A 13,954-nucleotide genomic window follows, 5' to 3' on the forward strand; every position below is an offset into this window, starting at 1 on the left:
GGGGGTGCGAAGGAGCGCCGGCGCCCGTCCCGCAAAATGGCGGTCGCGTTCCCATGAGCGTGCCCGGCATCGACACCCGCCCACTCGCCCCGCGCCTAGACGGCGGCATGCTGTCCATCCCCTGGCTCGTCGCGGGAGTGGCCTTCATCCTGCTCTGGCAGTTCGGCGAGCCCTTGGCGAAATGGGCGTTCGACTATCCGCGCGCCTGGCGCCTGCCGGCGCAGCGCTGGATCGGCGACGCCATGAAATGGCTGCTCAACGACGCGCATTTCGGCCTGCTCACCTTTACCGAACTGACCCGGTTCATAGCGGCTGCCATCGACGTCCCCTACCGCATGGCGCTCAGCCTGCTGTCGACCGGCTTCCTGTCGGGTCAGGGATCGAGCGCGGTGCAGATCGTCCCGCCGCTATCCTGGCTCGCCGTCGTCGGCATCGTCTCCCTGCTGGGCTTCTATGCCGGCGGGCGGAAACTGGCGCTGCTTTCCGGCGGCTGCTTCCTGTTCCTCGCGATCTTCGGCCAATGGAGCAGCGCCATGGTGACACTGGCGTCGATCCTGGTCGCCGTGCCGATCGGGGTTGTCGGCGGGCTGGCGCTGGGGCTCGCCGCCTACCGCTGGCCGCGCTTCGAGACGGCGCTGACGCCGATCCTCGACCTGATGCAGACGATCCCCGTCTTCGCCTACCTGGTACCGATCCTGTTCCTGTTCGGCTTCGGCCCGACGGCGGCGATCGTCGCCACCCTGATCTACGCCATGCCGCCGATGACGCGCATCACCGCGCTGGCGCTGCGCTCGGTGCCGTCGGAAATCCACGACCTCGGAAAAATGATCGGCTGCACGCGGCGGCAGATGACATGGCGCGTGCTGGTGCCGTCGGCGCGCGACAGCCTGATGGTCGGCGTCAACCAGGTGATCATGCTGTCGCTCAACATGGTCATCATCGCCTCGATGATCGGTGCCGGCGGGCTCGGCTTCGACGTGCTCGCCGCGCTGCGCCGCCTCGACATCGGCGCCGGGCTGGAGGCCGGGCTCGCGATCGTGGCGCTGGCGATCGCGCTCGACCGCCTCAGCCAGGCTTTTGCGGAAAAGGCGTCCGCCGCATCGTCCCGACCCACCGCCGGCCCGCCCGTCGGCCGTTATCCCTACACCGCGGCGGCCGCCGCATTGGTGCTGGTTTCCGGGCTGGCAGGGCTCGTCCTGCCGGCCGTGCAGAGCTATCCGGAGGCGCTGCAGGTCTCGACCGGCACCTTCTTCTCGCGCGCGGTCGAATGGATCAACGTCAACTTCTTCGATGCCTTCGAAGCTGTGAAGAACGCGGTCCTGCTCAACCTGCTGATCCCGTTCAAGCGGCTGCTCGCCGGCCTGCCGTGGCTCGGCGTGACCGCGCTGCTGGCCTTCGCCGGCTGGCGGCTGGGCGGGCCGCGCCTCGGCGTGCTGGTCGGCGCGCTCGCCTTCCTCATCGCCGCCACCGGCCAGTGGGAGAAGACCATGGTGACCGTCTATCTCTGTGGCATCTCCGTCGTCGTCGCCACATTGATCGGCCTGCCGATCGGCATTCTCGTCGCCGAGCGGGAAAAGCTGTGGCGCTGGGTGCAGGTGGTCATCGACACGCTGCAGACGCTGCCGTCCTTCGTCTACCTGATGCCGGCGGTGATGCTGTTCCGGGTCGGCGACTTCACCGCCATGATCGCGGTGGTCGCCTACGCGATCGCGCCGGCGATCCGCTATACCGTGCTCGGCCTCAGGCAGGTCGATCCGCGCATCATCGAGGCCGGCCGCGCCATGGGCTGCACGCCGGGGCAGCTGCTCACCAAGATCCGGCTCAGGCTGGCGCTGCCGGAGATCCTGCTCGGGCTGAACCAGACGATCATGTTCGCCCTGTCGATGCTGGTCATCACCGCGCTGGTCGGGACGCGCGACCTCGGCCAGGAGGTCTATATCGCGCTGACCAAGGCCGACACCGGGCGCGGCATCGTCGCCGGGCTCGCCGTCGCTTTCATCGCCATCATCGCCGACCGGCTGATCGCCGCCGGCGCGGCCCGCGCCCGCGCGCGGCTCGGGCTGGTGTGAGGGCATGCCGGCCGCCTTCAACAGTCAAGAACAACAAAATACGGGATGAATCGCCCATGACCCTGCCCAGCCACGCCCGGATCGTCGTCATCGGCGGGGGCATCATCGGCTGCTCGACGGCTTACCACCTCGCCCGCGACCACAAGGCCGAGGTGGTGCTGCTGGAGCAGGGCAAGCTCACATCCGGCTCGACCTGGCACGCCGCCGGCCTGGTCGGCCAGCTCCGCTCCTCGGCCTCGATCACCCGCGTGCTCAAATATTCGGTCGAGCTCTACAAGAGCCTCAAGGCCGAAACCGGCCTGGAGACCGGCTGGAAGATGACCGGCTGCCTCCGGCTCGCCACCAACCGCGACCGCTGGACCGAGTTCAGGCGGCTCGCCACCACGGCGAAGAGCTTCGGCATGGAGATGCACCTGGTCTCGCCGGAAGAGGTCAAGCGCATGTGGCCGCTGATGGAGGTGTCCGACCTCGTCGGCGCCTCATGGCTGCCGACCGACGGCCAGGCCAGCCCCTCCGACATCACCCAGTCGCTGGCCAAGGGCGCGCGCATGCATGGCGCGAAACTGTTCGAGGACGTGCGCGTCACCGGCTTCGACATCAAGGACAGGCGCATCACGGCGGTGAAGACCACGCAGGGCGCCATCGCCTGCGAAAAGGTCGTCAACTGCGCCGGCCAATGGGCGCGCCAGGTCGGCGCCATGGCCGGCATCGAGGTGCCGCTGCAGCCCGTAAAACACCAGTACATCGTCACCGAGAAGATCGCCGGGCTGGCCTCCGACGCGCCGACCATCCGCGACCCCGACCGGCGCACCTATTTCAAGGAGGAGGTCGGCGGCCTCGTCATGGGCGGCTACGAGCCGGACCCGATCCCCTGGGACACCGGGCTTTCCGGCGGCGACGTGCCGGACGACTGGGAGTTCCGCCTGTTCGATGACGATTTCGATCATTTCGAGCAGCACATGACGCAGGCGATTGCCCGCGTTCCCGCCCTGGAGACCGCCGGCGTCAAGCAGATGATCAACGGCCCGGAAAGTTTCACCCCGGACGGCAACTTCATCCTGGGCAGCGCGCCGGAGTGCGGGAACATGTTTGTCGGCGCTGGCTTCAACGCCTTCGGCATCGCCTCGGGCGGCGGCGCCGGCTGGGTGCTGGCGCAGTGGGTGGTGGACGGCGAGGCGCCGCTCGACCTCTGGAGCGTCGACATCCGCCGTTTCTCCAGCCTGCATCGCGACCGCGACTGGGTGCGCGAGCGCACGCTGGAAGCCTATGGCAAGCACTACACCGTCGGCTTTCCGCACGAGGAGTATCTTTCCGGCCGTCCCCGCATCGTTTCGCCGCTCTACGAACGCCTGAAAGACCACCGCGCCGTGTTCGGCTCCAAACTCGGCTGGGAGCGGCCGAACTGGTTCGCGCCGGCGGGCACGGAGCCACAGGACGTCTATTCCATGGGCCGGCAGAACTGGTTCGACGCCGTCGGCGACGAGCACCGGCATGTGCGCGAGCATGTCGGCATCTTCGATCAGTCGTCCTTCGCCAAATACGCGGTGACGGGAGCGGACGCGGCCCGGGCGCTCCACTGGATATGCGCCAATGACGTGTCCAAGCCGGCCGGCCGGCTCACCTATACGCAGCTTCTCAACACGCGCGGCGGCATCGAGGCCGATTTGACGGTGGCCCGACTCGGCGAGGATCTTTTCTACGTCGTCACCGGCACCGGCTTCCGCACCCACGACCGTGCCTGGATTTCCGAGCATGTCCCCGACGGCCTGGATGTGGCGATCGAGGACATCACGGAAACCTTCGGCACGCTGTCGCTGATGGGACCGAAGGCGCGCGCGGTGCTGGCGGCCGTCACAGATGCCGATGTCTCCAATGCGGCCTTCCCGTTCGGCCATGTCCGCGAGATCGGCATCGCCGGTCATAGCGTGCGGGCGCTGCGCATCACCTATGTCGGCGAGCTCGGCTGGGAGCTGCATGTGCCGATCGCCGCCGCCGGCGAGGTGTTCGACGCACTGATGGCGGCAGGCACGCCGCACGGCATCCGGCCGGTCGGCTACCGCGCGCTGGAATCGCTCAGGCTGGAAAAGGGTTATCGCGCCTGGGGCTCCGACATCACCCCCAATGACACACCCTTGGAGGCGGGCCTGCGCTGGGCGGTGAAGCTGCGCAAGAACACCGATTTCATCGGCCGCCGAGCGCTGGAAAAAATCAATGGCACGCCGCCGACAAAACGCTTCGTCGGCTTCACGGTGGACGATCCCGACATCGTGCTGCTCGGTCGCGAGACTATTTTGCGCAACGGCGAGCCGGTCGGCTATCTCACCTCCGGCGGCTACGGCTACACGGTCGGCAAGGCGATCGGCTACGGCTATGTGCGCAATGCCGACGGCGTCGACGAGGGTTTTCTGGGTTCCGGCGACTACGAGCTGGTGGTGGCGATGGAGCGTACGCCGGCGCGCATCCACATGGAGCCGCTCTACGATCCGAAGGGTGAGCGGGTGAAAGGCTAGGCCTTCCCTCCCCTTGAGGGGAGGGTGGCCGTGAAGCGGCCGGGTGGGGTCGCTGCTGAAGCGCTCGACGCCCTCTCGAACGTCGTGCGTTCAGGATGTGGCGGCCGGCCGCAACGACCCCACCCGCCTCGCTGCGCTCGGCACCCTCCCCTCAAGGGGGAGGGATCAGCCGCGCCGCAACGCCAACCCTCTGCTCGGCACCGTGCCGGCCTCTCCGGGCATGGAGACATAAGGCTCCGTCTCCTCGACCCGCGACACCAGGCGCGCCGCCTCCATCTCGGCGATGCGGGCGGCAAAGCCGCCTTCCCACAGCGTGTTCTTCACCGTCAGCACCAGCACGCCGCCCGGCTTCAGGATGCGGATCAGCTCGTCCAGGCCTTCGGCGCCGACATGGCCGGAGGTGAAGACGCCGGCCGAGACGATTCCGGCGTAGGTCGCATCGGCGAAGGGCAGCGGCCCGCCCAGCGCCAGGCGATGCAGCGCCGCATAGGCGCCCTTGCGCGCGGCCACGGCCAGCATGCCTTCGGAAATGTCGAGCGCCTCGACATCGCCGTAGCCCATGATGCCCAGCCACTCGCCGATCAGCCCGGTGCCGGCGCCGGCGTCGAGGATCGGGGTGGAGCCGCGCGGCAGATGGCGCGCCAGCAGCGCTAAGCAGATGGTCGGATGACGGTAGCCCGCCGCTGCCATTTCACCGTCATAGGTTTCCGCCCAGTCGTCATAGAGCGCCGCCACCTCGTCCGGCCGCGTCGCGCCGTAGACCGCGCCGAGCGCCCCGCTGTGTTTTCCGTCGGCCATTCGTGCTCCTCCCGCCATTGGCGCGAACCCATGATAGCCAAGCGACGAAAACTGTGGAACCGTCGCGGCGGGAACGAAGCAGCAAAAAGGAGGGCTCATGAGAGACGACGAGGATGCGCATGCAGCGCTGAGGGCGATCCCGGCGCTGGCCGGCTACGAAGGCCCGCTGCAGCGCCTGGGTGGGCTCACCAACCGTGTCTACCGCGCCGGCGACCTCTGCCTGCGCATGCCGGGCAAGGGGACGGAGGAATATATCGACCGCGCCAACGAGGCGGTCGCCGCCCGAGAGGCGGCGAAGGCCGGCGTCAGTCCCGATGTCGTCCACGTCGATGCCCGCAGCGGCGTGATGGTGACGCGCTTCCTCGACGGAGCGCATACGATGTCCCCGGAAAGCTTCAAGGCGCGCAAGGGCGCACCGGCTCGGGCGGCAGCGGCCTTCCGCAGGCTCCACACAAGCGGCGCGGTGTTCCCGTTCCGCTTCGAGTTGTTCGCAATGATCGACGACTACCTCAAAATCCTGTCGACCAGGGACGTGGCGCTGCCCGACGGCTATCACGACGTGGTGCGCGAGGCCGAAGCGGTGCGCGCCGCGCTGGCGGCAAACCCGCTGCCGCTCGCGGCCTGTCACTGCGATCCGCTGTGCGAGAATTTCCTCGATACGGGCGAGCGCATGTGGATCGTCGACTGGGAATATTCGGGAATGAACGACCCGATGTGGGATCTCGGCGACTTGTCGGTGGAAGCCGGCTTCGACGGCGAGCAGGAGGAGGAGATGCTGCGCGCCTATTTCGGCGGCGCCCCCTCCCCTTCGGAACGCGGCCGCGTCGTCATCTACAAGGCCATGTGCGATCTTCTGTGGACGCTGTGGGGCCTGATCCAGCTCGCCAACAACAACCCGGCGGACGATTTCCGCGCCTACGCCGACGGCCGCTTCGCCCGCTGCAGGGCGCTGATGGCGACGGACGCGTTCCCCCGGCATGTGGCGGCGGTGCGGGGATGATGCCATACCGAGAGGTGCGGACGGAGAGGCCGACAACCCGACTTGCATGCCGTAAGCAAACATCAATGGGCCTCGGTTAAGCTGCTCACGCAACGGGAGGAAGCAATGACCGTCCTCATCACCGGCGGCGCCGGCTATATCGGCAGCCACATGGTCTGGAAGCTCCTCGATGCCGGCGAGGATGTGGTGGTGCTCGACCGGCTGTCGACCGGCTTCGACTGGGCAGTGCCGGCCGAGGCCGAGCTGGTCGTCGGCGACATCGCCGACCAGGACCTCGTGGAGGCGACGATCCGCCGCCGCAGGATCGACGCGATCATCCACTTCGCCGGCTCGGTCGTGGTCCCGGATTCGGTGTCCGATCCGCTCGGCTACTATCTCAACAACACGGTCAGGTCGCGCGCCCTGATCGAGAGCGCCGTGCGCGCCGGCGTGCCGCATTTCATCTTCTCGTCGACCGCCGCCGTCTATGGCGGCACCCACGGCGAGCCGGTCGCCGAGAATGCCCCAACCCTGCCGGAATCGCCCTACGGCACCTCCAAGCTGATGACGGAGACGATGCTGCGCGACGCCGCCGCCGCGCATCCGCTCGCCTACACCGCGCTGCGCTACTTCAACGTCTCCGGCGCCGATCCGAAAGGCCGCACCGGCCAGTCGACGCGCGGCGCCACCCATCTGATCAAGGTCGCCTGCGAGACCGCGACGGGCAAGCGGCCGTTCATTGAGGTATTCGGCACCGACTATCCGACCGCCGACGGCACCGGCGTGCGCGACTACATCCATGTCTGGGACCTTGCCGAGGCGCATCTGCTGGCGTTGCGGCGCCTGCGCACCGGCGGAACCAGCCTGGTTGCCAATTGCGGCTACGGCAACGGATACTCGGTCCTGCAGGTGATCGAGGCGGTGAAGCGCGTCGTCGGCCACGACTTCGACGTGCGGATCAGCGGCCGCCGCCCCGGCGATCCCGTCTCCATCGTCGCCAATGCCGACCGCGCCCGCGCCGAGCTCGGCTGGCGGCCGCAGCTCGACGACATCGACACCATTGTCGGCCATGCGCTGGCCTGGGAGGAGGCGCTCAAACGCCGCAATAGCTAACTCCATTGTTTTCGGCTATTGGCGTGCCGCAACGTCGGCCGCGCCCCCTGGCGCCCGATCCAAAGGAGACCATCGTGAAGATCCTGGTGACGGGGGCTGCCGGCTTTATCGGCGCTGCGACCGCCGCCGCGCTGCTGGCGCGCGGCGACGACGTCATCGGCCTTGACGATCTGAGCGATTATTACGACGTGGCGCTGAAGCAGGCCCGCCTGGCCCGGCTGGAGAAGCGTCAGACGTTCCGCTTCGTCAAGGCGGACCTCGCCGACCGGCCGGCGATGGAGGCTCTGTTTTCGGAAGCCGCGCCCGACCGGGTGATCCATCTCGGCGCGCAGCCCGGCGTCCGCTACGGCATCGACCACCCGCATGCCTATGCCGATTCCAATCTCGTCGGCTTCCTCAACGTGCTGGAAGGCTGCCGCCACGCCGGCGTCGAGCATCTCGTCTTCGCCTCTTCGAGCTCGGTCTACGGCGCCAATGCCCGCCTGCCCTACAGCGTGCGGGACAATGTCGATCATCCGCTCAGCCTCTATGCCGCCAGCAAGAAGGCCAACGAGCTGATGGCGCATTCCTATGCCCATCTCTATCGGCTGCCGGTCACCGGACTGCGCTTCTTCACCGTCTACGGCCCGTGGGGCCGGCCGGACATGGCGCCATTCCTGTTCACCCGCAACATCCTCGCCGGCGAGCCCATCGACGTCTACAATTTCGGCAACCACGCCCGCGACTTCACCTATGTCGACGACATCGTCGAGGGCGTCGTGCGCACGCTGGACACGGTCGCCACCGCCGATCCCGACTGGGATGCCGCAAATCCCGATCCGGCGACGTCGACGGCGCCCTACCGGCTCTACAACATCGGCAACAACCAGCCGGTCGAGCTGCTCGACTTCATCCGCTGCATCGAGCAGGCGACCGGCCGCAAGGCGGTCATGAACATGCTGCCGATGCAGCCGGGAGACGTGACCGCGACCTTCGCCGACGTCGACGCGCTGGCCGCCGCCACCGGCTTCCGGCCGCGGACGCCGCTCGACGTGGGCATCCGCCGTTTCGTCGACTGGTACAAGGATTTTTACGGCGTTCGGTAAGGCGCCTGTGAGGGTTCATGGGCGCCCCTCGAGGCTCACCCCGGACAGCCTACCTGCGCCGGATCCACTCCGCGATCCTGCCGGCCGCCTCCTCCACCTGGTCGACACGACGGTGGAAGCAGAGGCGCAGAAATCCCTGGCCATCCTCGCCGAAGGCGGTCCCCGGCGCCAGTCCCACCCCCGCCTCGTCGATCAGGTCGAAGGCGGCCCGGGTGGAATCCGTCAGCTCGTCGATCGCGAAGAACAGGTAGAAGGCGCCGGGCGGCACGCTGAAGCGTACCCGCCCTGTCTCGCCGAGCACGCGGCACAGCGTGTCGCGCGCCCGTTCCGCCTGCTTCACCTGCTCGGCCAGGAAACCGTCGCCCTGGTCGAGCGCGGCGATGCCGCCGCGCTGCATGAACTGCGCCACGCCCGAGGTCGAGTACTGGACCAGGTTCTCGAACATCCTGCCCAGCGACGGATGCGCCTTGATCCAGCCGATGCGCCAGCCGGTCATCGCCCAGTTCTTGGAGAAGGTGTTGACGAAGAGGATGCGGTCGTCCTCGCACATGATGTCGAGGAAGGAGGCGGCGCGTTTGCCGCCGAAATGGAAGAGCGCGTAGATCTCGTCGGCGATGATCCACAGCCCCTTGCGCCGCGCCAGGTCGAGGATGGCGCTGAGCGTCTCCGGATCGGCGGTCCATCCCGTCGGATTGGACGGCGAATTGACGAAGATCATTTTCGTACGCTCGGTCACCGCGTCTTCGACGCGCCCGACGTCGCAGGACCAGCCGTTCACCGAGAAGTCGAGCGGCACGCCGACCGGCCGCACCCCGGCGATCGCCGCGGCGGCGGCGAAGTTAGGCCAGGCGGGGGTGAGGTAGATCGCCTCGTCGCCGGCGCCGGCGGTCGCGTCGATGCACATCTGGATGGCATGCATGCCGCCGCCGGTGGCGATGAATTCCTTCGCCTCGAAAGGCCTGCCGAAATGGCGGCCGTGATAACGGGCGAGCGCCTCGCGCAGGTCGGGAATGCCGCCCTGCCAGGTGTAGAAGGTCTCGCCGCCCTGCAGCCCGGCGGCCGCCGCCGCGGCGATGAAGTCCGGCGTCGGCAGGTCGCTTTCGCCGGACCATAGCGGGATGAGGCCGGGCCGGCCGCGGCCGTGATCGACCGCCGCCTCGATGCCGCTCACTGGAGAATTGCCCGCCCGGGCGCTCAGCACGTCACGAAGATCGACACTCACCGACAGCCCCCAGAACAATCCCGCGCCAAAACCGTCAGCCCCGGCAGGGCACCGGGGCTGCTGTCCCGCGCTTTAGCAGAGACGCTATTTCCTGGCGAGCAGATCGCGGATTTCCGTGAGAAGCTGGACGTCGGCAGGCGGCGGCGCGGCCGGCCCCTCGGCCTTCTGCCTTTCCATTTTCTTGCGCATGGTGTTCACCGCCTTGACCATCAGGAAGATGATGAACGCCAGGATCAGGAAGTTGATCACCACGGTGATGAAGTTGCCGTAGGCGAAGACCGGGCCCTGCTTCTTGGCCTCTTCCAGCGACGGGGCGGTCACCGCATCGGAGAGCGGGTAGAAATAGTTGGAGAAGTCCGCGCTACCGGCCATGCCGACGATCGGCATGACGATGTCGCCAACCAGCGAATTGACGATCAGCGTAAACGCCCCACCGATGATGATACCGACGGCGAGGTCTATGACATTGCCCTTGGAGATGAACTCCTGGAATTCCTTCAGCATCAGCACCCTCCATGAATGCAGCCGGCCTGTCCCGATTCTCTGCCGACAATGCCACCCACAATAGCAAAAACGCCGCGTTGCAAAACCGGCAATGGTGCATGCGCCGAAAGCCGCGATTGCTTTTCCGGAAGGAATGGTGATCCACTGGCGGCTGGGAGGTATCTTTCCGCGTGCAGGGCTGGTTCGTCGTCCTCGTCGCCGTCGCCTATGTGACGCTGCTGTTCGTGATCGCCAGCCTCGGCGACCGCTGGGCCGCGTCGATCGGCGGCAGCCGCCTGCGGCCCTATATCTACGCGCTCAGCCTCGCCATCTACTGTACCTCCTGGACCTTCTTCGGCTCGGTCGGGCTCGCCACCGAGCGCGGGCTGGAATTCCTGGCCATCTACATCGGCCCGGTGCTCGTCTTCGTGTTCGGCTTTCCGCTGCTGAGACGCATCGTCAAGCTGGCCAAGGCGGAAAAGATCACCTCGATCGCGGATTTCCTCGGCGCGCGCTACGGCAAGAGCTTTGCCGTCGCCTCGATCGCCACGCTGATCGCCACGGTCGGCGCCATCCCCTATATCGCGCTGCAGCTCAAGGCGATCTCCGGCTCGGTCAGCCTGATGATCGAGCACTATACCGGCGCGCCGCCCTCCTTCGATCCGTTCCTCAGCGACATCTCGCTCGCCGTGGCGCTGCTTCTGGCGCTGTTCGCCGTGCTGTTCGGCACGCGCCACGCCGACGCCACCGAGCACCAGGACGGGCTGATCCTGGCCGTGGCGGTGGAATCGGTGGTCAAGCTCGCCGCCTTCCTCGCCGTCGGCCTGTTCGTCGCCTTCTTCCTGTTCGACGGCCCGGACGACCTGTTCGGCGCGCTCGCCGAAGATCCGGCCGTCGACGCCGCCATGGGCTACGGCACCTCGCTCGGCACCTGGCTGGTGATGACGGTCATCAGCGGCTTCGCCATCGTCATGCTGCCGCGCCAGTTCTACGTGATGATCGTGGAGAACCGCAGCGAGGCCGAGCTCAGGCGCGCGACCTGGGTCTTTCCGCTCTACCTGGTGGCGATCAATCTGTTCGTGCTGCCGATCGCCTTCGTCGGCCTGGCGGCGGTCGGGGATGCCACCACCAGCGACCTCTACGTGCTGTCGCTGCCGCTGCTCGCCGGACACGACACGCTGGCGCTCGCCGCCTTCGTCGGCGGGCTGTCGGCGGCCACCGCCATGGTCATCGTCGAGACCGTGGCGCTGGCGATCATGATCTCCAACGACCTGATCATCCCGATCTTCGTGCGCCGCCTGCACCGCACCGCATCGCGCGAGGGCGGCGACTGGTCGACCCTCATCCTCAACGTCCGCCGGGCGGCGATCTTCATCATCCTGATGATCGCCTTCCTCTACTACCGCGAGAGCACCACCAATGCGCGGCTGGCGTCGATCGGCCTGATGTCCTTCGCCGCGATCGCCCAGTTCGCGCCGGCCTTCATCGGCGGCCTGGTGTGGCGGCGCGCCAATGGGCGGGGCGCGGCGCTCGGCATGTCGGCCGGCATCATCGTGTGGGCCTACACGCTGCTTTTCCCCTCGCTCGCGGCGCCCGACACGGCGCTGCTGGTCGAAGGCCCGTTCGGCATCGAGGCGCTCAGGCCGCAGGCGCTGTTCGGCACCGTCGCCGAGCCGCTGAACCACGGCGTGCTGTGGAGCCTGTCGGTCAACCTGCTGTTCTACGTGCTGGGATCGCTGTCGCGCGCCTCCATCCCGCTGGAGCGCATCCAGGCGGCGATCTTCGTGCCGCGCGAGGTGGGGCCGATGCCCAGCCTGCGCCGCTTCCGCACCGCCATCACCGTCAACGACCTCAAGGACACCATCGCAAAATATCTCGGCGTCGAGCGCACCGAGCGTTCCTTCCAGACCTTCGAGGCAAGCGGCAGCACGAAACTCGACGGCAACGAGCAGGCGAGCATGGCGGTGGTGCGCTTCTCCGAGCAGCTGCTGGCCAGCGCCGTCGGCTCCTCCTCGGCGCGGCTCATCCTGTCGCTGCTGTTCCAGCGCCACGACAGCTCCTCGCGCGACGCCTTCCGCCTGCTCGACGACGCCACCGAGGCGCTGCAGCACAATCGCGACCTCCTGCAGATCGCCCTCGACCAGATGGAGCAGGGCATCACCGTCTTCGACCAGGACTTCCGTCTCACCTGCTGGAACCGGCAGTACCGCGCCCTGTTCGCCTTGCCCGACGAGATGGGCCGGGTCGGCGTCTCGCTCGACGAGGTGCTGCGCCTGCTCGCCGAGCGCGGCGAGATCGCGCCTGAGGCGACGGTGTCGATCCTCAACCGCTTCACCAGCTTCGGCAGCCCCTGGCAGCTCGAGCTCAAGCGAAGCGGCCGCATCATCGAGCTGCGCTCCAATCCCATGCCGGACGGCGGCGTCGTCGCCACCTATGCCGACATCACCGCCCGCGTCGAGGCGGACCTGGCGCTGAAGCGCGCCAACGAATCGCTGGAGCAGCGCGTGCGCAGCCGCACCGCCGAGCTGACGCGGGTCAACGAGGAGCTGGCGCAGGCGCAGATGCTGGCGGAGGAAGCCAACCTCGGCAAGACGCGCTTCCTCGCCGGCGCCGGCCACGACATCCTGCAGCCGCTCAACGCGGCGCGGCTCTACTGCGCCTCCCTGATCGAGCGCGCCGGCCGGGGACCGCAGAGCGAGGCGGCGCGCAACATCGAATCCTCGCTGGAATCGGTCGAGACCATTCTGGGCGCGGTGCTCGACATATCGCGGCTCGACGCCGGCGCGATGAAGCCGGTCGAGACGGTGTTCCGCCTCGACGGGCTCTTGCGCCAGATCGCCACCGATTTTCAGCCGCTGGCGCTAGAGAAGGGGCTGTCGCTCACCATCGTGCCGTCGTCGCTTAGCGTCGAGACCGACCGCAACCTGCTGCGCCGCCTCGTCCAGAACCTGGTGTCCAACGCCATCAAATACACGCGCCACGGCCGCGTGCTGGTCGGCGTGCGGCGGCGCGGCGGGCTTGCCGAGATCCAGGTGTTCGACACCGGCATCGGCATTCCCGTCGACAAGCTGAACACCGTCTTCCACGAGTTCACCCGGCTCGACGCCGGCATGCGCGAGGCGCAGGGGCTGGGGCTCGGCCTCTCCATCGTCGACCGCATCGCCCGGGTGCTGAGGCTGGAGATCCAGATCGATTCGGGCCGCGGCAAGGGCACGCGCTTCTCGGTGATCCTGCCGGTATCGGCGGCCGCCGAGCCCGAGCCGATGCCCCAATCGAAGCCCCGTCCGGCTGCCGCCGCCGCGCTCGGCGGGCTTTCCGTGCTGTGCATCGACAACGACGCGCGCATTTTGGAGGGCATGCGCCTGCTGCTCGAAGGCTGGGGCTGCCGTGTCGAGACGGCGACCGGCTTCGCGAAAATTGTCGCCGCCGCGCCGAGCGTCGGTCGGCCCGACCTCATCCTCGCCGACTATCATCTCGACGGCGAGACCGGCCTCGACGTGATCCGCAAGCTGCGCGCTCGCTGGGGCGAGCGCCTGCCCGCCATCCTCGTCACCGCCGACCGTTCCAACGAGGTCCGCGCCGCCGCCGAGGAGATCGAGGTGACGGTGGTCAACAAGCCGGTGAAGCCGGCCGTGCTGCGCACCCTGATGACCCGCGTGCGGCGCGTCGCGCAGGCGGCTGAGTGAGGGGGGCGC

Annotated in this window: 9 protein-coding genes; 6 read left to right on the forward strand and 3 right to left on the reverse strand. The window is 67.9% G+C overall.

Features of this window, described 5'->3' with window-relative positions; genetic code table 11:
* Positions 1 to 107: 107 nt before the first annotated feature.
* Together C7I84_RS27950 and C7I84_RS27955 are read left to right on the forward strand one after the other, a co-directional pair.
* Positions 108 to 2,069: an ABC transporter permease gene (locus tag C7I84_RS27950; protein ID WP_425351418.1), complete on the forward strand. Its 1,962-nt coding sequence runs from the start codon at positions 108 to 110 to the stop codon at positions 2,067 to 2,069.
* Between the two features lie 56 nt (positions 2,070 to 2,125).
* Entirely contained in the window at positions 2,126 to 4,579 is a 2,454-nt protein-coding gene (locus C7I84_RS27955; RefSeq protein WP_106775497.1) for a GcvT family protein, read from the forward strand.
* A gap of 165 nt (positions 4,580 to 4,744) precedes the next feature.
* Here the strand turns inward: C7I84_RS27955 and C7I84_RS27960 are convergent, their stop codons facing one another.
* Positions 4,745 to 5,377 (reverse strand): class I SAM-dependent DNA methyltransferase, encoded by a 633-nt coding sequence (locus C7I84_RS27960; RefSeq protein WP_165816253.1) that lies wholly within the window; start codon positions 5,375 to 5,377, stop codon positions 4,745 to 4,747.
* Between the two features lie 97 nt (positions 5,378 to 5,474).
* Between C7I84_RS27960 and C7I84_RS27965 the strand changes: the two genes are divergently transcribed.
* The 3 genes from C7I84_RS27965 to C7I84_RS27975 all read left to right on the forward strand — a co-directional run bounded on the left by C7I84_RS27965 (position 5,475) and on the right by C7I84_RS27975 (position 8,554).
* Positions 5,475 to 6,377, forward strand: a complete 903-nt coding sequence (locus C7I84_RS27965) for a choline kinase family protein (protein WP_106775499.1) — start codon at positions 5,475 to 5,477, stop codon at positions 6,375 to 6,377.
* A 105-nt stretch (positions 6,378 to 6,482) separates the two neighbouring features.
* Positions 6,483 to 7,469, forward strand: a complete 987-nt coding sequence (gene galE, locus C7I84_RS27970) for a UDP-glucose 4-epimerase GalE (RefSeq protein ID WP_106775500.1) — start codon at positions 6,483 to 6,485, stop codon at positions 7,467 to 7,469.
* A gap of 74 nt (positions 7,470 to 7,543) precedes the next feature.
* Entirely contained in the window at positions 7,544 to 8,554 is a 1,011-nt protein-coding gene (locus tag C7I84_RS27975) for an NAD-dependent epimerase (RefSeq protein ID WP_106775501.1), read from the forward strand.
* A gap of 49 nt (positions 8,555 to 8,603) precedes the next feature.
* Here C7I84_RS27975 and C7I84_RS27980 read toward each other — a convergent pair whose 3' ends face one another.
* Positions 8,604 to 9,776 (reverse strand): pyridoxal phosphate-dependent aminotransferase, encoded by a 1,173-nt coding sequence (locus C7I84_RS27980; RefSeq protein ID WP_245428645.1) that lies wholly within the window; start codon positions 9,774 to 9,776, stop codon positions 8,604 to 8,606.
* An 84-nt stretch (positions 9,777 to 9,860) separates the two neighbouring features.
* Complete coding sequence (mscL, locus tag C7I84_RS27985; RefSeq protein ID WP_106775502.1) at positions 9,861 to 10,280, reverse strand: large conductance mechanosensitive channel protein MscL; 420 nt, start codon at positions 10,278 to 10,280, stop codon at positions 9,861 to 9,863.
* Between the two features lie 170 nt (positions 10,281 to 10,450).
* Here mscL and C7I84_RS27990 point away from each other — a divergent pair, with 170 nt between their 5' ends.
* Positions 10,451 to 13,945: a PAS domain-containing hybrid sensor histidine kinase/response regulator gene (locus C7I84_RS27990; protein WP_106775503.1), complete on the forward strand. Its 3,495-nt coding sequence runs from the start codon at positions 10,451 to 10,453 to the stop codon at positions 13,943 to 13,945.
* Positions 13,946 to 13,954: the final 9 nt, after the last annotated feature.

This window comes from Kumtagia ephedrae (assembly GCF_003012745.1).
Classification (GTDB): Bacteria; Pseudomonadota; Alphaproteobacteria; order Rhizobiales; family Rhizobiaceae; genus Kumtagia; species Kumtagia ephedrae.

What these genes read in the sequence shown, in the direction of transcription:
- C7I84_RS27950 (WP_425351418.1), top strand. Translation starts at nt 108, where the DNA reads ATGCTGTCCATCCCCTGGCTCGTCGCGGGAGTGGCCTTCATCCTGCTC.
- C7I84_RS27955 (WP_106775497.1), top strand. Translation starts at nt 2,126, where the DNA reads ATGACCCTGCCCAGCCACGCCCGGATCGTCGTCATCGGCGGGGGCATC.
- C7I84_RS27960 (WP_165816253.1), bottom strand. Translation starts at nt 5,377, where the DNA reads ATGGCCGACGGAAAACACAGCGGGGCGCTCGGCGCGGTCTACGGCGCG.
- C7I84_RS27965 (WP_106775499.1), top strand. Translation starts at nt 5,475, where the DNA reads ATGAGAGACGACGAGGATGCGCATGCAGCGCTGAGGGCGATCCCGGCG.
- galE (WP_106775500.1), top strand. Translation starts at nt 6,483, where the DNA reads ATGACCGTCCTCATCACCGGCGGCGCCGGCTATATCGGCAGCCACATG.
- mscL (WP_106775502.1), bottom strand. Translation starts at nt 10,280, where the DNA reads ATGCTGAAGGAATTCCAGGAGTTCATCTCCAAGGGCAATGTCATAGAC.